The organism is Streptomyces sp. NBC_01717, from assembly GCF_036248255.1.
GTDB lineage: Bacteria > Actinomycetota > Actinomycetes > Streptomycetales > Streptomycetaceae > Streptomyces.
Window position 1 is genome coordinate 2,637,717 of record NZ_CP109178.1, and the last position, 22,660, is coordinate 2,660,376.

The window sequence follows — 22,660 nt, forward strand, 5'->3', positions numbered from 1 at the left end:
CTGTCACCCCGCGCGGCCTGCCGCCCCACGGGACTACTCCCCTTCTTGCGCGGAGAGTTCTTGAGCGGCGACTTCCTGAGCGACGACGGCGACATCGGTCATCACCTGCAGCACACCGGGCAGTTCGGACCCGTCCAGCTGCCGGTACTCGCTACCGATCGTCACCACGAGCCGTTCGGCCAGGCCGAGTTCGGGGTGTCGCCGCTCGCCGATCACCCGGCGGGCCGCCTCCAGCGCAGGCACCCCGGCCGCGTGGAGGGCGTGGGCGCGATCCCGTACGTACTCGAGGTAGCCGATGTGTGCGCGCACCCCGGCCGGGTCGAGGACCGGACCGTGGCCGGGGACGATGGTCTCGGCACCGGTGGCCAGCACCTGCTCGCAGGCCGCGATCACATGGGAGAGGGGACCCGCCCAGTGCACCGGGTGGTCGCCCGGCTGCTGCGGTGTGGAGGCGAAGATGACGTCGCCGCTGAACACGGTGCGCTGCGCCGGCAGGTGCACGATCAGGTCGCCCGTGGTGTGGGCGGCGGGCAGGGCCGAAATCTGGACCGGGTACTCCCCCAGGGTCAGTTCGAGCTCCCCGGTGAAGTACGTGGTCGGCTGCACCGGTTCGGTCTGCGACCAGTCGAAGGTGCCGAAGTGGCGCTTGAGGTATTCGCCGAGCGCGGTGGCCGGGTCGCCTCCCTGGACCAGCGCGTGCTGCTGTTTCGGGGTGGGTTCGTAGTGGATGTGTTCCCGGGCCTCGCGGGTCGCGATGATCTCGGCGTCCGGGAGCACGCCCGCGCCCCAGAAGTGGTCCCCGTTGGCGTGGGTGACGATCACCCGGTCGATGGAGGCACCGTCGGGCAGTCGCTTCGTGGACTCGGCCAGGAACTGGCCGGCGAGTACAGGGTCGTACGGGGTGTCGATCCAGATCGCTCCACGCGGCGAGGTGAGCAGGCCGCAGTTGGCGAGACCCCAGCCGCGTTTCGGCGGGAGCCACGCGTACAGGTCCCGCCCCAGCTCGACGAAGTCTCCACCCGTGATCGACATGGACGCGATTATGCCGACCGCGATCCGGCCACGCGTTCGAGCCTGGCCGAGACGCGCCCTGGTTGGCGCAAAATCGATGGTTGCGCTCGGCGGTGGCAGTCCGACGGTGACGGTACGAGACCGGCCGCCGGTGCCTCCGAACGACATCTTCCGGACGATCCACTTCAATTCACCCGACAGTGCCACGCATCGCAGCGACGGCCGATCGGGCGGCCGCCGTACCGGAATGCGCCGATTACCCACCGAGCATGGCTGAAAACAGATGCAGAGAGACCCCCGGTGACGGCGCCCGACGGCGCCGCCCCCGGAGATCCTCTCGAGATCGTGGCCGGGTGTCGCTAGTACGTGGCGGGCACCGTCCACTGCTGGTTGGCGCCGCCGTGGCAGTCCCAGAGATCGAGTGCGGTCCCACTGGTGCTGTCGCTGCCCGGGACGTCCAGACAGCGGCCGGAGGCCTTGTTGACGAGCGCGTGCGTGGAGGAGTTGTACGTCCACTGCTTGGCCGTGTCCGTGACGGCGCCCCCGGCACCCGTACCGGCGCAGTCGCGGACCAGGACGGCCGCTCCGTTACCCGTGCCGGTCGCGGTCAGGCAGTAGTCGGAGGGCAGCCGCAGGGTGCCGTCGGCCGCCTTCACCCATGCCTGGTTGTCGTTGCCCGAGCACCCGTAGAGATCGGCCACCGTTCCGTCCGAGACGCCGCCCGACGCATCCACGCACTTTCCGGCCAGACCCGTCACCGGTCCGCGCACCGAGTTGCCGACGGCGAGGTTCTGCACCGTGCCGCCGCTGACCGTGTCGGTCCGGGTCATGGACGCGCAGGCGTTTCCGCTGTTCGAGGTGGACGAGACGGCGGCGGTGACCGTACCGCCGTTGCCCTTGGGCAGCCCGAAACGGGCGTCACTGAACGGCTGGTCGTAGCAGGTGGCACGCGGGTCGTTCCACTCGAAGTACTCCGTCCAGTCGACCATGCCGGACGGCGAGATGGCGGTGGCGGGCGTCTTGATGCTGCCCAGCTTGTACGACGTCCCCGCCGTGGTGTCCGCGACGGTGGCGCCGAACCAGCCACCGCCTTCGGCTGCCACCTTGAAGGTGTACGTGTGACCGGCGGTCCAGTCGAGGTTCATCCGGCAACTCATGCCCTCGCCCTCGCCGCCGAAGCTCTGGCACCAGGAGCCGGTGGAGCCGGCCGTGGCCTCCGAGACGTCCCAGACGGAGAAGAGGAGCACCCTGCTCGACCCGCCGTTGGACTGCATCCCGAGGTAGGCGCCGTTGCCCTGGTTGAAGCCGAACTGATGGCTCCAGAAGACGTTGGCGGTGTATCCGGGGTCGTGCAGGACGGTCGTGGACCAGGTGACCTCGGTCAGGACCGGCGCGCCGGAGAAGGAGTAGTTGGTGTACGTGCCGGGAGTCGTGCCGAGGTCCGCGGCATGGGTGGGGCCGGCCACGCCGAACAGGGCCAGGGCGCCCGCGGCGGTCGTGGCGAGGGTGGTGCCGAACAAGTGGCGCAGAGTCATGCGTTGCACCTGCTTCTGATGGGGGGGAATGGGGATCGTGCTCTCTTGCCTGCACCTCCGAGGTGAGGAGGTGCACGATGTGCGAGTGAGATCCGCCGGACAGGGCCGAAGCCCTGTCCGACACTTCCCGGTCAGAATCCGGCCAGAAGTTTCCTAGCGAACCTGACCGCGTTCGAAGTACGCGATCAGCTCGGGGTCGAGAGCCGGCACGTCGTACGGTGCACCGCCCTCACGCAGCGAGCGGGTCGCGAGCACACCGGCGGCAACGCTCATCCGGGCGGCGACCGGAGAGGTGTCGGTGACGCCGCCGTCGCGGACGAACCGGCAGAACTCATCCATGATCCGGCTGTCCCCGCCGCCGTGCGAGCCGTTGGCCTCCGGCACCCGGTAGGTGATGTCGGCCTCGGCGCGGTATCCGCTGGGGCCGGTGTTCCAGACCTTGACCTCGTCACCCGGGCTGTCGCCGAAGTTCTCCAGCCGCCCCTCGGTGCCGATGACGGTGTAGTTGCGCCAGTAGTCCGGGGTGAAGTGGCACTGCTGGTACGCGGCCACGACGCCGTTGTCGAGCTGCATGTTCATCACCGAGACGTCCTCGACGTCCACGATGTGATGCAGGTCCTTGCGGGCCGTCGGCGGCCAGTCGAACTCCCGCAGCCAGTTGTCCGGTCGCGGGGTGTCCGCCTCGCGGCGCGGCAGGTCGCCGTAGACGAGGAGGTCACCGAGGGCGTTGACCCGACGGGTGTAGCCGCCGGCCAGCCAGTGCAGGACGTCGATGTCGTGCGCGGCCTTCTGGAGCAGCAGTCCGGTGGTGCGGGTCCGGTCGGCGTGCCAGTCCTTGAAGTAGTAGTCACCGCCGTAACCGACGAAGTGTCGCACCCAGACGGCCTTCGGCTCGCCGATGTCACCGCGGGCGATGATGTCGCGCATCAGCCGCACGACGCCCATGTGGCGCATGTTGTGGCCGACGTACAGCCGGGTCCCCGTCTCGTACGCGGCGCGCAGGACGTTGTCGCAGCTCTCGACGGTGATCCCGAGCGGCTTCTCGACGAAGACCGCCTTGCCGGCCCGCAGGGCATCGATGGCGATGACCTCGTGGGTGTCGTCCGGGGTGGCGATGACGACCGCGTCGAGATCGTCCCGGTCGAGGAGCAACTTGTAGTCCTCGACCGCGACATCGGTGCCGAAGCGCTCGGCTTCGCGCTGCCGCACCTCGGGGTCGACGTCGCAGACGGCGGTGATCGCCGAACCCTTACCGGGGTGGTGGGCGGAGATCGCAATGGAACGGCGGAGGCCGAGCCCGATGACGCCGAGTCGCAGGTCTGACACGGGAGTCCCTTCTGTCTGTGCGGGTGGTGCGGGCGGAGACTACTTACCGGCGATCGAGGCCTCGTACTCGGCACGCATCTGGTCGCCGCCGCCTGAGCGCCACTTACGCAGCTCCTCCTTGTAGGCGGAGATCGGCTTGCGTCCCGCCATGATGTCCTTCTGGCAGTCGCTCATGGCCGTGGTGAGCGACGCGTATTTGCGGGTGTACGTGTCGGAGAAGTGGCCGCTCGTCGGGTTCGACTGGTTGTTCTTGAGCAGTTCCTGCTGCCAGGCGTGGATCTGACCGGCCATCGCCGCCTTGCCCGGGAGGTACACGTACTCGGGCCCGTTGGCCAGGAAGGCCAGCGGCATGGCGGTGGTGACCGCCTCGGAGTTGCCCTTGCCGGTGAGCTTGACGTCGCCGCTGGAGGTGCGGGTGAAGTGCTTGCCCTCGATGCCGTTGTCGAGGAAGAGACGCTCCTCCGTGCCGAACGGGGCGGCCAGGTAGTCGAGGACGCCGAGCAGCATCTTGACCCGCTTCTCGTCGGCCTTCTTGGAGATGGCGGTGTAGCCGACCGAGCCGTAGCCCATGCTGTACTTCGGCTTCGCGCCGGCCTGGGCGGCGAACGGCACGATGATGCCGAAGGGGAAGTCGTACGTCTTGGCGTCCACCAGGAAGCTGGGGAAGGACTGCACGTAGGCGCCGAGGGATCCCTGCGCCATCTTCTCCATGGTGGTGGAGAGGTTGGGATCGGGCCAGAAGAGACCGGCCTTGGCCACCTTGACGCCGAACGCCAGGGCCTCCTGGTACTCCTCCGTCTCGTACATGTGGGTGAGCTTGCCGCCCTCCAGCCGCCAGCCGCTGGGGGCGCCGAACCACTGTCCGAACATGCCGACGTGATTCACGTACGCCGGCTCCAGGACGTACTTGTTGCGCTTGGCGTCGAGCAGCTCCTTGCCCTTGGCGAGGAAGTCCTCTGCGCTGGTGAACTCGGCGCCGCCGACCGGCTTCCAGAAGTCCTGGTTGACGACGTAGACCTGGCCCATGGAGCCGTACGCGACGGCCACACCGCGGATCTTGCCGTTGATGACGGCGGTCTTCCATGCGGTGGTGGGCAGGTTCGCCAGGTTCGGATACTTCTTGACCGCGTCGCCGGACAGGTACGGGGTGAGGTCGTGGAACTTGGCGTCCAGCAGCTCGGGCACGCGCTGCAGGCCCTGGTTCGGCGGGAACCAGACCAGGTCGGGGATGTCACCGCTGGCCATCATGGCGTTGAACTTGGTGAGGTAGGCGTCGACGCCCTGGTCGACGACAATCGTCATGTCGAACTGCGCGCCGAGGCGCTTGTTCAGCTCCTGCCAGTAGGCGTTCTTGGCCTGCGGCGGCGCAGGCGTCGTGAAGGTCTCGGTCAGCGCCGTGATGCGGCTGCCGTCGCCGGGGGCCTTGGCCACCGACTTGGTCAGCTTCTTCGGATAGCGCAGGTACGTGGCATCCAGCCCGGCCGCATTGCCCGCGAGGTCGGCCGGCGCGGTCTGCGCGGCCACGTACGTCGGAAGCTTCAGCTTGGCCGACGCCTTGGCGCCACCCTTGCTGACGGTGGCGCCACTGCCGCACGCGGTCAGCGACGACAGGCCCGCCACGGTCAGCCCGGCGATCCCCGCCGCGCCCATGAAACCGCGCCTGGACAAGTTGATGGACATGGTTCTCCTTGAAGTGTGCGAAGTGCGGGGGGGGGGAGGGGCTGCGGCGGGCGGATCAGCCCTTGATCGCCCCGGTGAGGACGCCCTTGACGAAGAACTTCTGCAGGAAGGGGTAGACGCAGAAGATGGGCACGATCGCGATGATCAGTACGGCCATCTGCAGCGAGGTCGCGGGCGGAATCGCATGCACGCCCATGGCCTGCGCGTTGATGCTCTGACCGTTCAGGACGTACGAGCGCAGGATCACCTGGATGGGGAACTTGCCCGAGTCGTTGAGGTAGAGCACCGCGTTGAAGAAGCTGTTCCAGTAGCCGACCGCGTAGAAGAGGCCGACGACGGCGAGGACGGCCTTGGAGAGCGGGAGGACGATCCGGAAGAGGACGGTCACCTCGCCCGCGCCGTCGATCCGCGCGGCGTCGTACAGCTCCTCGGGAATGCTCTGGAAGAAGGAGCGGACGACCACGATGTTGAACGCGTTGAGAAGTACGGGAAGGATCAGCGAGGCGTAGGTGTCGAGCAGTTGGAACTGCTGGACCGCCAGGTACGTCGGGATGATGCCGGGGGCGAAGAGGAAGGTGCCCAGCACCAGCAGCAGGATCGGCTTGCCGAGGACCGTGCCGGGGCGCGAGGTGCCGTACGCGATGAGCACCGTGCACGCCAGGCTGAGCGCGGTACCGATCAGCGTGATGAAGATGGAGACCACCGCGGCCTGCGTGACGACCCCGCCGGAGAGGATGACCCGGTACGCCTCCAGCGTCGGGTGCTTCGGCAGCAGGACGTAGCCGCCGTTGGCGTTGAGTTCCTCGCGACCGGCCAGGCTTGTGCCGATGGCCAGGACGAACGGGTAGAGCACGATCACGGTCAGGACGACGAGGGCCGCTGCCTTCGCCCCCTGTCCGTACCAGTGCGGACGCTCCATCCACGGCGGACGGCCGGACGAGGCGCGGCCGCGGGCGGTGGCGCGCGGGCCGGACCCGGCGGTGCGCAGCCGACTCGCAAAGGTCGTCTGACTCATCGGTACACTCCCTGCTCACCGAAGCGGTGGGCCAGCTTGTTGGCGGCGAGGATCAGGGCGAATCCGATGACGCCCTTCATCAGACCGGCGGCCGTGCTCATCCCCCAGTCGCCGTCGATGACGCCGTGGAAGTAGACATAGGTGTCCATCACCTCGGAGGCATCCGGGCCGACCGCGTCGCGCTGCAGGATGATCTGCTCGAAGCCGACCGAGAGGATGTCGCCGAGCCTCAGGATCAGCAGCATGAGGATCACCGGCCGGATGCCCGGCAGGGTGATGTGCCAGATCCTGCGGAGCCAGCCGGCGCCGTCCATGGCGGCGGACTCGTACTGGCCCATGTCGATCGACGCGATCGCTGCCAGGAAGATGATCGTGCCCCAGCCGCAGTCCTTCCAGATGGCCTGTGCGGTGATCAGCAGCTTGAAGGTGCCGGGGTCCGTCATCACGTTGCCGATGGTGACCCCGTGCTCCATCAGGAGCGTGGTGACCGAACCCGCGCCGCCGAGCACCTGCTTGAACATCGCGACCACGACCACCCACGACAGGAAGTGCGGGAGGTAGACGATGGTCTGGACGAACCGCTTGATCTTCTCGCTGATCAGCGAGTTGAGCAGCAGCGCCAGGGCAATCGGGGCCGGGAAGTAGAGCAGCAGCTGAATCGCGGTGATCTGCAGGGTGTTGGAGACCGCGGACCAGAACTCCGGCTCGGAGAGCAGCGCCGTGAAGTTGGCGAGGCCGACGAACGGGCTCTGCTTGAAACCCAGGAACGGCTGGTAGTCCTGGAAGGCGATGACGTTGCCCGCGAGCGGCAGATAGAAGAAGAGCACGAAGTACAGGACGCCCGGCAGGCAGAACAGCAGGAGGGCTCTGTCCCGCCTCAGGCGATGACGCAGCGGCTGCCGTATTCGGGCTTTGGTGCGCTTCTTCCCGGCGGGTGAGTCCGCGTCATCCGGGTCGCGGGGCTGCGGCACAGGCGACCGCACGGCTGAGACCGGCGCATCTGCCATCGTCACAGGCACCTCCAGGGCTGATGGAGCAGAGAAAGTCCCGCAATACGGAGGCGGCACGCACCACCGACGGTGCGGCCGCTGCTCCGTCGCGGCGACAGCCACATAGTTCACGACGGTGCACCTGGATGGCAAGAGTTGTTCATTTCGCAGAGGTAACGAACATCTACAGACATCGGAATGCGAACGTCCGTTTTGAGTCAGTTGAGGCCTAAAGCTGGATGAAAGGGACGTACCAGGGGTGCGGGAGCACTCGACGAGCTGCCCGAGCCTATTGCCAGGGAGTTCGTCGCGGGACGAGAAGATCCACTGTGCTCGATCTTGCGTCGACAGCCACCCCTCCCCGCATTCTCAAGCAGGGAGGGTTTTCCCGTGTCTGTGCCCGACCCCGGCCGACTCGGTCCGATCGATTGGATCGGTCCGCTCGGCCCGATCGTCGGAAGTTCCTTCGCGGCCCTGGCACTTGCGGCCGGGCCAGGAATGCCCACGGCACACGCAACCCGACTCGAGTGAGCCGAGGACGCCGATCCGGCCGCCGACGTGGACCGGGCCGCCGTCGTGGAGACCTGCCACAGACGCACCGAGGAGGGCTGGGTGCGCGGCGCCGACCGGACCCTGCGTCCGGCGAACAACTCCTGCCCGGCCACCGCACCGGAGAGGTCCGGAAACGCCAAGAAGGCGCCGGCCACGATCACGACCTGCGCGGGCACCCCGGGACCACTGACGACCTGGACGTACGGCGCACACGGCTCGGCCGTGGACGATGCGACGGCCAGTGCCTGTACACGCCGGTCGGCCACAGGCCCGGACAGGGCTCGGAGTTGCGCCTCTTCACCGGCAAGGCGGACCAGCGGTGGACCGCGCCGCGCAACTGATCCTGCGCGACCGCATCCCCGCCGGACGGGCCGGTGTCACCGTCACACAGCGATGACGGTGACACCGGCCTCGGTGAAGCGGGCTTTCGCCTCGGGGGTGATGCCGGTGTCGGTGACCAGGAAGTCCACCTGGCTGAGGTCGCAGACCCGGGCGAAGGCCCGCTTGCCGATCTTCGAGGAGTCGGCGGCCACGACCACGCGCTGCGCCTGCTCGGCGAGCAGCCTGTTGATGCTGGCCTCGCCCTCGTGGTGGACGTACGCCCCACGCTCGGTGTCGATCGCGTTGACGCCCAGCACGGCGACGTCCAGGGTGATTTCGCCCAGCACGCCGCTGGCCAGCGGGCCGGTGAGCTCGTACGACTGGGGCCGGGCCACGCCTCCGGTCACCACGATCTTTATCTGCGGCCGGATCACCAGCTCATTGGCGATGTTGAGGGCGTTGGTCACCACCGTCAGCGTCGGCTGGCCGCCGGTCCCGGGGCCGGTGTCACCGACGAGGTCGGAGCGCACGGCCAGCGAGCGGGCGACCTCGGTGATCGTGGTGCCGCCGGTCAGTCCCACCACTTCGCCCACGGCGACGAGTTCGGACACGGCGCGGCCGATGGCCTGCTTCTCCGGGGCGTGGCGTCCCGTCTTGTAGCGCAGCGCCAACTCGTACGAGACCCCGTGCGCGACGGCGCCACCGCGGGTACGGGTGAGCAGCTGCTGCTCGGCAAGCTGGTCCAGGTCACGGCGGATGGTCGCGGCCGAGACGTCCAGCGTCGTCGCGGCGTCCTCGACCTCCACCCTGCCGTGCTTCCCGACCAGCTCCAGCAGCGCGTTCCACCGGGCATCCCTGGACAAGAGAACTCTCCTTACGGATCCGGGATTCGAGCACCCATCCCCTTGGGCACGGTCACCGGACACGCGCAAGCGTCGCACAAGGCTCTGATCAGTCAAGTCTCCTGCAACGAGAATGCTTGATAATGCTTGTAGTTCACTTATAACGTGCGTGAACGAGCATCCCATCACCTGTACGGAGTGCAAAAGTGTCGTTTGTCGAGATTGAGACAGCCAGCCAGCCGGAGTGCTGGCGTCGCGCCGCGGAGCTGGCACCGAGCCAGTCGGCCGCACTGCCCGCCACCGGCGAGCGCATCGCCGTCGTCGGCTGCGGCACATCGTTCTACATGGCTCAGGCATACGCCGCGCTCCGCGAGGAATCCGGTCAGGGCGAGTCCGACGCGTTCGCCGCATCGGAGTTCCCCTTCGGCCGACGCTACGACCGGGTCGTCGCGCTCACCCGCTCGGGCACCACGACCGAGGTGCTGGACCTGCTGGGCCGGCTCCGCGGTGTCACCCGTACCGTCGCGATCACGGCCGACCCGAACACGCCGGTGATGACCGCGGCCGACGACGTCGTCGTACTCGACTTCGCCGACGAGCAGTCCGTGGTGCAGACCCGGTTCGCCACCACCACGTTCACGCTGCTCCGCGCCCACCTCGACCTGCACACCGACGCCGTGGTCCGCGACGCGGAGACCGCACTAGCCGAGCCGCTGCCCGAAGGCCTGCTGGACTGCACCCAGTTCACCTTCCTCGGCCGGGGCTGGACGGCCGGCCTCGCCAACGAGGCCGCGCTCAAGATGAAGGAGGCGTCGCTGTCCTGGACGGAGGCGTACCCCGCGATGGAGTACCGCCACGGCCCGATCAGCATCGCCACCGCCGGCACCGCCACCTGGATGTTCGGCGCCGCGCCGGAGGGGCTCGACGATCAGGTGCTGTCGACCGGGGCCCGCTGGGTGGAGAGCGGCCTGGACCCACTGGCCGAGCTGGTCCGCGTACAGCGCCTGGCGATCGCCCGCGCCGAGGCCGCCGGCATCGACCCGGACAGCCCCCGCCACCTGACCCGCTCGGTGGTCCTCGCGGACGCCTGACCCGCGGATGGACATCGTCGAGCGCGCGCTCACCGTTGCGCACAACGGTGTCCGCGGCGGCGCGTGCGAGGGGTTCCTCGCCGCGCCGGTACGGGGCAGCCGGGCAGGCGTCCTCGTCCTTGCCGGGTCGGCGTCTACCCGACGGCAGCTCCTCATCCCCCGTGTCGACCGGGCGGGTCGGGTCCGCCGACCAGGCGGACCAGGACCCGGGGTACGGGGCGGCCGAGCCGATCCCCGCCCGTGCCGGCGCCGGCAGGTCGTGACGAGCGGTCACCCCGCCGCCGTTCCACAGGTTTCGTTCGGCATTATCCGGCCCCGGCCATAAGGACGTCAGGCCTCCGTCAGGCGACTGCCCGGACCGACGTCTTCCGGAGTGGCCCCCATCGGGTCCCCCGGCCCGGCGATCCATCCCAACCGGGCCGCCTGCCAGCCCAGTTGGATCCGACTGGTGGCAGCGGCACGGTCCATCAGATCCCGCACCCGGCGCTGCACCGTCCGTCTTCCCATCCGCAGCTGTCGGGCGATGCCGGTGTCGGTCAGTCCGGAGAGCAACAGGGTCAGCAGCTCGATGTCGTCGTCCGTCAGTTCGCTGCGCGGCTGGACGGCCATGGGGTGCAGGGGCAATGCGGATTCCCACACGAGCTCGAACAGCGCGACCAACGCTTCCAGCAGCGGACCGGGGTGGATGTGGACGACCCGCTGTGTACACGATTCGCCCGAGCGCATCGCAAGAAGGGCCGTCGAACCGTCGACGATGACCATCTTGACCGGCACATGATTCAGAACCCGGCCCTGCTCCCCCGCCTCCGCGTACTGGAGGACCTCCTCTCGTGACCCGTCCGCCTCCAGCCCCAGCCGGTCGTAGACGGTCCGGAACCTCACCCCCGCCGCCAGCTGTTCGATCTCGACCTCGTTGACGGCTTCGGATACCACGTACGGCGGGGCGTCGAACCGTACGACCTCCCTGCGGGCCCGAGCCTGGATCTGCTGGTACCGCAGCGCCACCTCCTCGTCGGGGACGACCTCGGCCATGTCCCCCGAGATGTCCGGGCGGGGCGCGCTGCGGTACTCGTCCGCGAGCCGGTCCAGAGCCCCGCGGGCCTTCGTCAGCTCGGTCATCCGCGCCAGGAGGAGCACCTCCCCCGCTATGTCCGGAGGTGATGGAATCAGCTGTGCGGGCCGGTCGTCGGTGGCTGTCACCAGACCCTTCTCGACGAGTCCGCCGATGGTCTCGGCCGCGTGCCCGGCGCTGAGGCGGAGAAGGTGCCGGATCCGGTCCGCGTCGGTACGTCCTGTCCGAACGAGCAGTTCGTACACCTGCGACTCGGTGGTGCTCAGACCGAGCGTCTCCAGCATCTCCGCACTCTCCCCTCGCAGGCTCCCGAGGAGCCCCCTTCACCCATGCAGCGCGTCACGGCGTGCCCGAAGCATCCGTGAACGCGATGACAATACGGCCGTTTACACAGGCAGGGCGCCCGGCGCAGGGAATCTCTCATCCCTGTGCCGGGCGCCCGGTACTGTCCGACGGACTTCCGGATCAGGACCTCACTTGAGGGCGTAAGCCCGGGTGATGGTCTGGACGGTGCGGCTGCCCGCAGAGTCCCAGACCTCGGTCTTGAGGGTCACGAAGCCATTGGTGTCGGCCAGCTTGGGGTGCCACAGCAGTGCCTGGAAGGAGTTGTCGTCCTTGCGCAGCATCGCGGCGGACTTCCAGGTGGCGCCGTCGTCGTAGGAGACGGAGACCTTGGCGCCGGCGACCGCCGTGGAGCCGGCCCAGCCCTTGGGGCGTCCCGCGTCCACGGTGAAGGTGTACGGCAGTCCGGCCCGTGCCTGGTTGAGCACGTTCAACGGCAGGTCGTAGTCGAGCAGGATCACGGGCATGGACTCACAGACCTTGGGCGTGGGGATGAACGCCGTGTCGCAGTCCTTGATGGCCATCGTGGTCGGTGCCGCCTGGCTGAAGTTCCACTCGGTGCGTATCTGGCGGCCCAGGGTGACGCCCGGGACGTCGGTGGTCAGCTTCTGGTCGAGGACGTACCGGTAGTCCGCCTTCTCCTGCGCCAGCTGACCGAAGCCGGTGATCGGCTGCCCGTTGAGGTAGTAACTCCAGGTTCCGGTCAGGCCCGACAGGGTGTGGGTGGGATCGTTGTCGGCACCGTTGCTGCCGGGCAGCTTCTGCCAGACGTCGGTGCGGCAGAACACACACGGCCCGAACTCGTACTGGGACAGGCGCATCGGCGCGTCGAACCAGCTCCGGGTGTAGGACTTGCCCGGGGTGAGGTAGGTGCCGCGGAGGCTGTTCATCCGCCAGGTCGAGGAGTTGAAGTTGGCCGACACGCTCGTCTGGTACGTCACCCCGGTGCCCGCGAGGAAGTAGTCGTCGCGGGTGGTGCCCTGGTAGAGGGGCTGGCCGACGGAGCCCGTGCTCACCTGTAGGGGACCCCAGACGTTCATGTTCTCGGCGCCCAGGCGCCGGGCGCCGTCGGAGTGGAACGTGTTGGTGACCTTGGCGAAGTCCTTGACGTCGACGGTCTTGGCCAGGTCGGCGGGGATCCGGTCGTCGGTGAAGTGCGGGTTGTAGGTGTAGCGGGACTCCAGGACGCCCTTCAGCGCGATCCGGACCTTGCCTTTGGCCACCAAGCCCTTGAGGGTTGCGGCGTTGTCGTACGTGGCGTGGGCGACCGGGATGGTCTGGCCGGCGGGGACGCCGCTGCCGCTCGGGCCTGGGTCGGCAGGGGCCACGATCATCGCGACGGCTCCGGCAGTCGCGGCCCTGGCGGCCTGGTCGTCGGCCTTGGTGACATCGGCCACGGAGACCAGAACGGTCTTGCCCTTGACGTCGGCACCGGCGAAGTCCTGCTCGGCGCCGGCGCCCAGGTCGACCAGCTCGGTACGCTTGGTGCCCTCGAAGCGCTTCGCGTTCACCGAGGACTTCAGCGGGATGCTCACGTGCCCGGGGCCCGTCACCTCCAGCTGGACCAGCGGTTCGCGCCGGGCCAGGGAGGTCTCCAGGCGCAGCGCGCCGGTGGTGGCGCCGGCACTGGGGATGGCACCTTGCCTGGTGTCGGCGAGGTTGAGCAGGTTGCCGATGCCGACGAAGTCGGCGTGGCCGTTTGCGGTGCCGTCGTCACGGACGATGAACGTGGTCACCTGGCCGTTCTCCAGTGGCCGCTTCTCACCCTTGACCTTCACGCTGAGGTCGGTGGCGGTGGTGCCGTCGACGGTGAAGGTCTGGTCCCGGTCACTCACTTCGATGTCGGGCACGGTGAACAGGTCGGCCGCGTAGGAGACAGCGCCCCCGGCGGGGTCAGCCGTGTAGAGCGAGCCTTCGATGGAGTACTTGCCGAGCGGTACCGACAGGGTGGCGGTGCCGTTGTCGTACATGGTCTGGGTCTGCCAGAAGTTGTTGTCCATCCCGTGCAGGGTGAACTTGAGCGCCTTGGGGGCCTTGCCGAAGCGGTCGGTGACCTTCAGCGTGACCTCGTGCTGCTCGACGGAGGTGACGAAGCCGAGCGCGGCGTGCACCGACTCGCCGCTGTCGGAGGTGGCGGTGACCGATCCGCCGTACTGACCGGCCTTCAGGCCGTTGTTGTCGAGCGTGACGGTGACCTCGGCGGTCCCGCCGGCCGGGACGGTGACCCGGCCGTCGGACAGGCCCGCTCCCGACAGCGACAGGGTCCCGGCCGGGACCGCGGTGCCGCTCGCGTCCTTGGCGGAAGCCACCAGGGTCACCACGGTGTCGTTCGCGGCGTCGTTGTGCAGCGTCAGTGTGCGGCTGCGGGCGGGGTAAGTGCCCTTCTGCCAGGGTATGACGCGGAAGTCGGCGGTGCCGGACAGCTCCAGCGACGGGTCGAGGGCGGCGGGTATGTCGACCCGCCCGTAGCCCTGCTGGTAGACGGTCTGGTCGGCGGCGGCCTTGGCGTGCGCCGTCAGCGCCTCCTTGATGCGCTGCCCGGTCCAGTCGGGGTGGCGCTGCTTGAGGATCGCGGCGGAGCCGGCCACGTGCGGGGTGGCCATCGAGGTGCCGCTGGCCGCCGTGTAGTTGGCGTCCACGGGCGTGCCCATGGTGGTGCCGGCCGCGCGGGCGGCGACGATGTCCACGCCCGGGGCGGTGATCTCCGGCTTGATCGCCATGTCGCCGAGGCGCGGGCCACGACTGGAGAAGTCGGCGAGCGCATCGGACTTGTCGACGGCGCCGACGGTGAGGGCCGAGTCGGCGGCGCCGGGGGTGCCGAGGGTGCTCTCACCGGGGCCGGAGTTGCCGGCGGCGATGACGAACAGGACGTTCGAGGAGGCACTGAGCGAGTTGACCGCGTTGGTCAGGACGTCCTCGCCGGGGGCGTCAGGACCACCGAGGCTCATGCTGACGACGTCGGCGCCCTGCTCGACCGCCCACTCCATGCCGGCCAGGATGCTGGAGTCCGCTCCCTGGCCCGAGTTGGACAGGACCTTGCCGACCAGCAGGTCGGCGCCGGGGGCGACACCCTTGTACCTGCCGTCGGAGTTGGCGCCGCTGCCCGCGATGGTGGACGCGACATGGGTGCCGTGGCCGTGACCGTCCTGGACCGTCTGGCCGTTGACGAAGCTCTGGCTCCCGACGATCTCGGACTTGATGTCGGCGTTGTTCAGGTCGGCCCCGGTGTCCAGCACGGCGACCTTCACGCCCTTGCCGTCGTAGCCCTCGGCCCAGGCCTCCGGGGCGCCGATCTGCGGCACGCTCTTGTCCAGTGAGACCTTCGCCTTGCCGTCGTACCACAGCTTGCTCACCCCGGCGGTGCCGGGCGTGACCGCTTTCCCGGCGCTCCTGGTGAGCGAGCGGGTGGGCTTGACGGCCTGCCAGAAGCCCTTCGCGCTGTGCTTGTGGACGCGCAGAGCGGACAGCCCGAGCCGGGGCATGACGCCCCCGCTGTCGCTGCCCGGCAGATCCTCGGTCTTCTCCTTGAGCGAGGCGGCGGCCGGCTTCCCCTGGAAGTCGACGATGGCGGGGACCTCGTCGGTCTTCGCGTCGCCGTAGCCGTCCCTGACCATCCGGCTGATGTTGAACAGCTCGCCGTCCACCGTGCTGGAGGCGAGGGCGGCCATGGCGTCCTCGGGGTAGACGTACAGGTCGCCGTTCTGCCCACTGGCGGTCTGGAACGTCTTGGACGTTCCCCCACCGGAGACGATGTTCACCGACTGCTTGCCGTCCGGCCCGGTGGTCAGCGCGACCTTGTCCCCGGTGACCAGGGTCAGTGTCGAGGTGGTCGACCCGTTCCGGTGCGTGGACGGTGCGCCCGAGGCGCTCGGGCCGGTCGACGGCGGGGCGGCTGCTGCCGCCCAGGGCTGGCTTGTCAGCGACAGGACGACCGCCACTGCCGCCCCGCCGACGACAGCTGTACGCCGTCGTCTCGCGCGGGTTGTACGCATCAGGATTCCTTCCGCAGGCTGAACGGGCATGCGCGCCAACGGAACTGATGCTCGGTCGGGCCATGGTCGACCGACCGGACGTCCGGATGATGCCGCGCCCGCCGGAACCTAGTTGCGTGTAGACCGCAGGATCCAGAGGCGAAGTGGCGGCTCTGTGCCAGATGGCGCCTTGTCGCCACACAGGGCCGTTCGCGTGGCAGCTCCACAACCACGAAGGGGCCCGACGGCCTTCACGGCCGCGGGCCCCGCCCCCTTGCCGCTGCCGACGGGCAGGGCTGTCGTCGGCTACTCCTCGAAATAGGCGTCCAGTACGGCGTCGAGTTCGTCCGCCCATTCCTTGAGGCTGCTCCTGGCTGCCGCCTCGACTTCGGCATTGAACCAGCGGTTGGTCGACATATGGACGGTGACGGTGAACCGGCGCCCGAACCGGGGCGACTTCACCTCGACCGCACCGATTTCGTCCCAGCGGAAATCGGCCTCCTGATCGTCCAGCGTGAACCGGATGCCATCACGGTCCGCGGTGATCGAACCCCGGCGGTCGCTGACCTCGAATACAGGTCCGTCCGCTGCCTTCTCGTCCTCCTCTCCCCCCTTCTCGCCGTCCGTCGCGTCCAGCGCGTCCTGCGCGCCGGAAGCGGCAGCCTCTACGGCGGCCAGGTCGTCGGGGGCGGCGTCCTCGGGCGCCTGCTCCTCGGTCTTCCCCTGGTCCGCGTCAGGCGTCCCCGCGGGGCGGGGGGCCGTGAGACCAGGGATGTACGCCGGGTCTGTCCCTGCGGCGTACGCGGGCTGAGTGTTCGGATCTATGCGCTGCTCCACGGCGGGCAGTATGGCCGACGAACCTGTACGAGACCAGCAAGCGCCGGACGGAGCCGTCGGTGCCGCGCACGCCGGCATGCCCCCGGGCGAGCGCGGACCTCGTCGCACGGGACACAGGGGCCCGGCCGACATCGGCGGTCCGCGCACCGACACGACGGTCAACACCACTGGTCACAGAGAGATCTGACCCGGCATTCACCCCCTCGCCGAGAAGGGGCGGACACGGCATCCGTGCCCGCCCCCACATGTCACCGACCGATCATTCGGTGGAATTGACGACCGCAGCCGCGGCGAGCTGGGAAGCGCATCGCCGCGGTCGCCGAGCGCGACGGACAGGACCCCGACCCGATGCCGGGCCTGCGACGACCCCGATGTCATTCATGCTGTTCATGTCGTTCCTCCATCATTCGGTAACTGGCGTACGGGTGTGTTGACTGGCCTGCGACGGTCCTGGCTCTGGGGGTGACGATGCGCACCCTCGCCGTGCGACGGCCGGGGTTCCGCAGGGCGCGGACGCCGGTACCGCGGAGCCAGAACCCGGCGTCGCGTCCAAGGACTGGCCCGGGCTCGCCGTCGTGCAGCTCCAGCTGCACCCGCCCGCGGGTGACGACGCCGAACGCGTCGCACCATTCCGCCGCGACCACCGCGACACGCGCGCCACCGCGCAGCGTGAGCGTCCACACCGGGACTACTCCGTGCCGTCCGCCGGCAGGCGCTCCGGCAGCCCGAGCCGCGGGAACTGGTCGTCGTGGAACGTGACGATCTCGGTGATCGCCCCGCCGGTGACGCGCAGGACGTCGATCGTCAGCGGCAGGTACGCGCCCTCCCGCTTCCGCCAGAGGTAGAAGGCGGCGGCGGGCTGGCGGTTTACGGAGGTGAGGACGGCGCGCAGGCCCTTCATGCCCTCGAAGCCGCTCTCGACCCAGTCGTTCACCACCGCGTCGCGGCCGACGTACAGGCCCGGCGTGGGCGGCATCGAGCAGCGGACGTCGTCCCGCAGCAGTGCGGCGAGCCCGTCGACGTCCGTGGCCACGCTGGCGTCGGTATAGCGGCGCACCAGCTCGCGCGTCCCGGCGTCCTGTTCGCCGCCGGTCCAGTCCTGCCGCTCGGCAGGCAGGTGCTCCCGCATGCCGGCGCGGGCCCGCTGCAGCGCGCTGTTCACGGAGTTGACGGAGTCCCCGAGGAGCTCCGCGACGTCCTTCGCCGGCCAGCCGAGCACGTCCCGCAGGATCAGCACGGCCCGCGGGCGCGGTGCGAGGTGCTGGACTGCGACCAGGTACGCCAGCTCGATCGTCTCCCGCGCGACGGCGACGGTCTCCGGCTTGTCCGCGTCGCCTGCGGGCAGCTCGTCGAGCAGCCGGTCCGGGTAGGGCTGCAGCCACAGCACCTCGCCGCCGGTCGCAGGCTCCGGACGGCACTTGGCAAGCAGGTCCAGGCAGGCGTTGGTGGCGATCCGGTACAGCCAGGCCCGGAACGTCGACCGCCCCTCGAAGGTCTCCCGCCGCCGCCAGGCACGGAGGAACGTCTCCTGCACGGTGTCCTCGGCGTCCTCGAACGACCCGAGCATCCGGTAGCAGTGCACGTGCAGCTCCCGCCGGTGCCGCTCCGCCAGCCCCGAGAACGCCGGCTCGTCGACCTCGCCCAGCCCGCTCACGCCCAGCTCCTCCAGCCGCGTGTCCGCACTCATCACGTCATCCTTCCGCCTCGTCGTGTCCCGTCGTAGGTGTGACGGGTGCGGGCGTGAAAACTCATCACCAGGTCGGTCGGCATGGCTGAGCGTTCCTCATCCTTATCCTTGGTAGGCCGGGTTTTCGACGTGGTGGAGAACGAGGATCGCCTGGACCATTGCGGTCGTCCGGGACGGGCTGCAGCGCAGCTTGGTCAGGACTTTCCAGGTCTTGAGGGTGGCGACGGCGCGTTCGCCGCGGCGGCGGATCCGGGCGTGGGCCTTGTTTCAAGGCCTTCTGCCGGCGCGGCAGCTTCGGCCGGTGGCGGTGCCGCCTGAACGGGATACGCACGGAACCGCCGGCGCCTTGATACGCCTTGTCCGCGAAGGTCATCACGTCAGCGTTGGTCACCGCGGCGACGATGCCGTGGGTTCGCGCAGCAGTCAGGTCGTGTGCCGAGCCGGGAAGTGCCGCCGACGCCCAGACGAGGCGTCCGGCCGCATCCGCGATTACCTGCACGCTCATTCCCTGCCGTCGGTGCTTTCCGGAGTAGTACGGCTTCTGATCGTGCACGCGGTCGATCGGGATCAGCGTGCCGTCGAGGATGACGTAGGCCAGCAGCCGGAGCCGATTCGTTCTTCGCGATCAGTGATTTCTGGTGGGCGGTCTCCACCCCGAACCACACGCCGACCGCATTCGTCCGCTTCTTGCATGCGACATCGGCGGTCGCGACCTTCATTTCCTCCGGTACGGGCGTCCTCCCCGGACAAGTCGATTCGCCTGCCGGCGATCGCGACGATCAGCACCATAAGTCGCGACAAAGCGGAAAGCTCAACCGCCCATCCGACACCAAATCGGGAATTTTTCTCGCTCGGTATCTCCTGCCATCGCGAGATGGCGCATCAACACCGTCATTCAGCCGGAATCGCAATATCGAACCAGGTCGTTTTTCCGCGCCCCGCCGGCGAGCTACCCCAATCGCCGGCCAGCGCGTCGACAATCAGCAGGCCACGCCCGGACTCCGCTTCCTGGTTGTTCTCCTCGTCCGCGACGATCGCGGTGGGCACGGGTGGATGCGGGTCGCTGTCACGAACCTCGACCCGGATCCGGTCCGGGTACTCCCGCAGCCGCAACTCCACTTCACTGTCGGCGTGGATCAGGGCGTTGGTGACGACCTCGGACGTCAGCAGTTCCAAGGTGTCCAGCATCGGCAGCAGGTCCCATTGGCGCAGCAGGTCCCGCAGGAATTCCCGCACCTGCGCGACCCCCTGCAGGTGGTGACGCTGCACCGACATCCGTGCCACCCGCCGGTGCTCCCGGGACTGCGCTCCCTCGTACCGCACCAGCAGCAGGGCTGCGTCGTCGGCGAGAACCCGCCATCCGCGGCGGTCCTGGACGAGACGGTCGGCCAGCACCTCGAGGTTGTCGCCGCAGTGATCGGCCAGCACACGGCCGAGTCTCTCCATCGCCGCTTCCGATCCCAGCAGCCGCCCGTCCAGCAGACCGTCGGTGAAGAGTGCCATCACCGACCCCGCCACCACCTGCACCTCGCTCTGCTCGTACCGGGCCTGCGCATCGACACCCAACGGCACCCCCACGGGCAGCGATTCGGTGACGCCGTTTCCGTCCGCGTCGACGATGAGCGGGCTCGGGTGGCCCGCGGTCGCCGTGGTGGCGGTCCCGCTCGCCAGGTCGAGCCAGACACAGCAGCACGTGGCATACAGATCCGTGCCCAGCCCGGAGAGCAGCCGATTGCTCCGTTCCAGCACGATGGCCGGATCGTGCCCCTCGGCGGCGTACGCCCTGACGCCACTGCGCAGTTGGCCCATCACCGCCACCGCCTCCAGGCTGTGGCCCTCCACATCGCCGATGACCAGGCCGATTCCGCCACCGGGCAGCGAAACGATGTCGTACCAGTCGCCTCCCACGTCCGCCCGATCGGTCGCCGGGAGATAGCGGGCCGTGGCGACCGCCTCGGTCATGTGCGGGAGGCTGCGCGGCAGCAGGCTGCGCTGCAGGGTCTGGGTGAGCGCGTGCTCGATCTCGTAGGAACGCGCCCGCTCCAGGGACTGGCCCACCTGCTCCAGCATGATCGTCAGTACGGCGAGCTGCTCGGGGGCGAACGGAGGCGCGGGTTCCGGGAACTCCAGGACGCAGCAGCCCGTGGCCCGCCCCTTGGACACCAGAGGGAGGTAGGCGCGGGCCTGGACCTCCGGATCGGGGTCGACGTCGGGATAGGCCTGCCGCAGCGCCTCGGCCGACGGGAAGGAAAGGATCTCGATCGCGCGGAGCGTGTCCGTCTCCGGTGTGTGGCGGGACAGCAGAGTGCCTTCGACCCGCTGGACCGACTCGCGTGAGAACCCTGCCGCCCCGACCACATGGAGCCGCCCCTGCTCGGCGAGGCACAGCATCACCGCCCGGCCGCCGAAGGGCCGGACCACCTGGGTGTCCGCGGCGGCGAGGACGTCCCGGATGTGCACCGCGGCCGTGAGTTCGGCGGCGAGCCTCTGCAACTGGTAGAGAAACGTGCTGCCGGTCGGCTTGGGAACGACCGGCACCTCCGGCCGGCGGGGGCCGGCTTCCGCAGCCGCTCCCGTGGCCGCGGCGGCGGCCCGGGCACGCGACACCTCGGCGATGAACAGCGGCACATACGGCGCCTTCATCCACACGCCCTGATCCGCGAGGTCCGTCAGCTCGACGGCCAGGTCGTCCGCGACGGCCTGAAGGAAATCCAGCGAATCGGTGGCCACCGGCCGGGGCGGCACCCAGCGCACACTCAGCGCACCGAACCGGTACCGGAGGGTCCGCACCGGCGCTGAGGCGACCATCATCGGGTACGGATTGTGGATGAAGAGGGCCGGAGACCGACGGGTCAGCTCCTGGAGATCGGTGTTCTCGAACAGCACCAGTTTCCCGGCCTGGTGCGCCCTCGCCGTGCAGAAGTTGCGGTCGTCCGCCGCCATGCCCGACGGAACGGTGAAGCTCAGTGTGGTGTCCACCATCATCGCTGCTGCGAGCGCCCGGTCGTCGTCGGTCAGCAGATAGGCCGTGCACGTGCTGCAGTCGAGGCCGCGGTTCAGCCGCCGCAGCGCAGCGGCGATGACGCGGTCGCGGTACATCAACTGCGGCCCGGTCGGCCCCTTGGGGTCTGCCGCGGAGGATGGGGAGTCCATGAGATCCGCCCCGGGGCATCGACGACAGGTGGGGGTGCGGCTACCCCGCTGCTCGGCGACATGCGCCTTAGCCATTTCAGTATGGGCGCAAAACGCCAGGTATGCGCCCGCGCGGTGCCATCCGGGTACCCGCACGGCAGCCATGACCGGATACACCCTGGACAGCGGCGTCACGCGCCCGCCGGAATGCCGCTGTCCGTGTACGGCTGCGGGCAGGCCGGGACGCTGCTCCGCCCGTCGGGCCGATGGGCGGAGCAGCGTCCCGGAGGGTGTGCGGCTTCCTCGTCAGGCCGACCGGGGTGCGGGCTTGAGAACGGCGAAGGGAGCGCCGAACGGGTCGGCGAGCCAGACGATCCGGCCGACGTCCGGCACGTCCTCCGCGGGCATCAGCACCGATCCGCCGTTCTCCTGTGTCCTGGCGACGATGTCGTCGGCGTCTGCCGCAGCGAAGTACGGCATCCATCGCGGCTCCATGGTCTCCTGGGCCTGGGCGAGACCACCGAAGCTCGCGTCCTGCTGATCGCCGCCTGCGGTGGAGAGCACGGTGTACGTCATTCCGGGGGCTTCCATCTCCTGGCTCCGCCAGCCGAACAGCGACCGGTAGAAGGTCAGTGCCGCGGAAGTGTCGCCGACGTGCAGCTCGACCCAGCACAGCGTGTCGGGCTCCGAGGTCTTCTCCAGGCCCTTGACACCAGCGGGCTGCCAGACCGAGAACTCGGCACCGCCCGGGTCGGTGAAACAGGACATCCGTCCGGCGTCCATGACATCGAGCGGGGCGACCCGAACGGTGCCGCCGCCCTGCTCCACGGCTTTGGCCGTCGCGTCGGCGTCGGGGGTCTGGAAGTACACCGTCCAGGCCGGACTCGCGCCCTCCTCCGTGAGCGGGCCGACAGCGGCGACGGTCTTGCCGTCCTTCCGGAAGAAGCCGTAGCCGCCTGCCTCGGGTCCTGCCGAATCAAAGCTCCAGCCGAACACGGCGCCGTAGAAATCCGCGGCGGCCGCGGTGTCGGTGCTGCCGAGGTCCAGCCAGCTGGGTGCGCCGGTCGCGAAATGAGTGCTGAGCACGGGGGTGTCCTCCTTCGACGGATCGACGCGCGACCGGTCCCGTGGGACCGCGCTCACGCTGCCGTAGCGACCGGACCGAGTCCCGCACGGGTCGCCCCGGAGATGGTCATGGCCATCTGACACCCAAAGCCCGGGTGACAACGGAATGACGCTCCGCAATCCTCCGGATCC

16 protein-coding genes and 1 pseudogene are annotated in these 22,660 nt (G+C 69.0%); 2 read left to right on the forward strand and 15 right to left on the reverse strand.

Annotation, left to right across the window (positions count from 1 at the left end):
- Positions 1-33: 33 nt before the first annotated feature.
- Entirely contained in the window at positions 34-1,032 is a 999-nt protein-coding gene (locus OHB49_RS12000; RefSeq protein ID WP_329160160.1) for an MBL fold metallo-hydrolase, read from the reverse strand.
- Here OHB49_RS12000 and OHB49_RS12005 point away from each other — a divergent pair.
- Positions 1,022-1,288, forward strand: a complete 267-nt coding sequence (locus tag OHB49_RS12005) for a hypothetical protein (protein ID WP_329160161.1) — start codon at positions 1,022-1,024, stop codon at positions 1,286-1,288. The genes OHB49_RS12000 and OHB49_RS12005 overlap by 11 nt on opposite strands.
- Positions 1,289-1,370: 82 nt before the next feature.
- On the opposite strand, the gene OHB49_RS12010 is transcribed toward OHB49_RS12005, so the two are convergent.
- From OHB49_RS12010 to OHB49_RS12035, 6 genes are all read right to left on the reverse strand, one after another.
- A complete protein-coding gene (locus OHB49_RS12010) occupies positions 1,371-2,546 on the reverse strand; it encodes a ricin-type beta-trefoil lectin domain protein (protein WP_329160163.1) in 1,176 nt (391 codons plus the stop codon).
- 153 nt (positions 2,547-2,699) lie between these two features.
- A complete protein-coding gene (locus OHB49_RS12015; RefSeq protein ID WP_329160166.1) occupies positions 2,700-3,872 on the reverse strand; it encodes a Gfo/Idh/MocA family protein in 1,173 nt (390 codons plus the stop codon).
- A gap of 39 nt (positions 3,873-3,911) precedes the next feature.
- Entirely contained in the window at positions 3,912-5,552 is a 1,641-nt protein-coding gene (locus tag OHB49_RS12020; RefSeq protein ID WP_329160167.1) for a hypothetical protein, read from the reverse strand.
- A gap of 55 nt (positions 5,553-5,607) precedes the next feature.
- Entirely contained in the window at positions 5,608-6,567 is a 960-nt protein-coding gene (locus tag OHB49_RS12025; RefSeq protein WP_329160169.1) for a carbohydrate ABC transporter permease, read from the reverse strand.
- Positions 6,564-7,574, reverse strand: a complete 1,011-nt coding sequence (locus OHB49_RS12030; protein WP_443079517.1) for an ABC transporter permease — start codon at positions 7,572-7,574, stop codon at positions 6,564-6,566. Before OHB49_RS12030 ends, OHB49_RS12025 begins: the two co-directional genes overlap by 4 nt.
- A gap of 917 nt (positions 7,575-8,491) precedes the next feature.
- Entirely contained in the window at positions 8,492-9,292 is an 801-nt protein-coding gene (locus OHB49_RS12035) for a DeoR/GlpR family DNA-binding transcription regulator (protein ID WP_313939628.1), read from the reverse strand.
- Between the two features lie 185 nt (positions 9,293-9,477).
- On the opposite strand from OHB49_RS12035, the gene OHB49_RS12040 reads away from it, so the two are divergent.
- Positions 9,478-10,362 carry an SIS domain-containing protein gene (locus tag OHB49_RS12040; protein ID WP_329160170.1) on the forward strand — a complete coding sequence of 295 codons (885 nt, stop codon included), beginning with the start codon at positions 9,478-9,480 and terminating at the stop codon, positions 10,360-10,362.
- Positions 10,363-10,692: 330 nt separating this feature from the next.
- Here OHB49_RS12040 and OHB49_RS12045 read toward each other — a convergent pair whose 3' ends face one another.
- The 8 genes and pseudogenes from OHB49_RS12045 to OHB49_RS12080 form a co-directional block, all read right to left on the reverse strand.
- Positions 10,693-11,718, reverse strand: coding sequence for a TrmB family transcriptional regulator (locus OHB49_RS12045; protein WP_329160171.1), 1,026 nt, complete (start codon positions 11,716-11,718; stop codon positions 10,693-10,695).
- A 189-nt stretch (positions 11,719-11,907) separates the two neighbouring features.
- Positions 11,908-15,768 (reverse strand): S8 family peptidase, encoded by a 3,861-nt coding sequence (locus tag OHB49_RS12050; RefSeq protein WP_329160173.1) that lies wholly within the window; start codon positions 15,766-15,768, stop codon positions 11,908-11,910.
- Between the two features lie 285 nt (positions 15,769-16,053).
- Positions 16,054-16,584 carry a hypothetical protein gene (locus tag OHB49_RS12055; protein WP_329160175.1) on the reverse strand — a complete coding sequence of 177 codons (531 nt, stop codon included), beginning with the start codon at positions 16,582-16,584 and terminating at the stop codon, positions 16,054-16,056.
- Positions 16,585-16,958: 374 nt separating this feature from the next.
- Positions 16,959-17,267: a hypothetical protein gene (locus OHB49_RS12060; RefSeq protein ID WP_329160176.1), complete on the reverse strand. Its 309-nt coding sequence runs from the start codon at positions 17,265-17,267 to the stop codon at positions 16,959-16,961.
- Positions 17,268-17,272: 5 nt separating this feature from the next.
- On the reverse strand, positions 17,273-18,271 hold the full coding sequence (locus tag OHB49_RS12065; protein WP_329160177.1) for an RNA polymerase subunit sigma-70: 999 nt from the start codon (positions 18,269-18,271) through the stop codon (positions 17,273-17,275).
- A gap of 102 nt (positions 18,272-18,373) precedes the next feature.
- Positions 18,374-18,881 (reverse strand): annotated as a pseudogene (locus OHB49_RS12070) (transposase family protein); the annotation flags it as partial.
- 281 nt (positions 18,882-19,162) lie between these two features.
- Positions 19,163-21,424 (reverse strand): ATP-binding SpoIIE family protein phosphatase, encoded by a 2,262-nt coding sequence (locus tag OHB49_RS12075; RefSeq protein ID WP_329160178.1) that lies wholly within the window; start codon positions 21,422-21,424, stop codon positions 19,163-19,165.
- 285 nt (positions 21,425-21,709) lie between these two features.
- Positions 21,710-22,489: a VOC family protein gene (locus OHB49_RS12080; RefSeq protein ID WP_030979222.1), complete on the reverse strand. Its 780-nt coding sequence runs from the start codon at positions 22,487-22,489 to the stop codon at positions 21,710-21,712.
- Between the last annotated feature and the right edge of the window lie 171 nt (positions 22,490-22,660).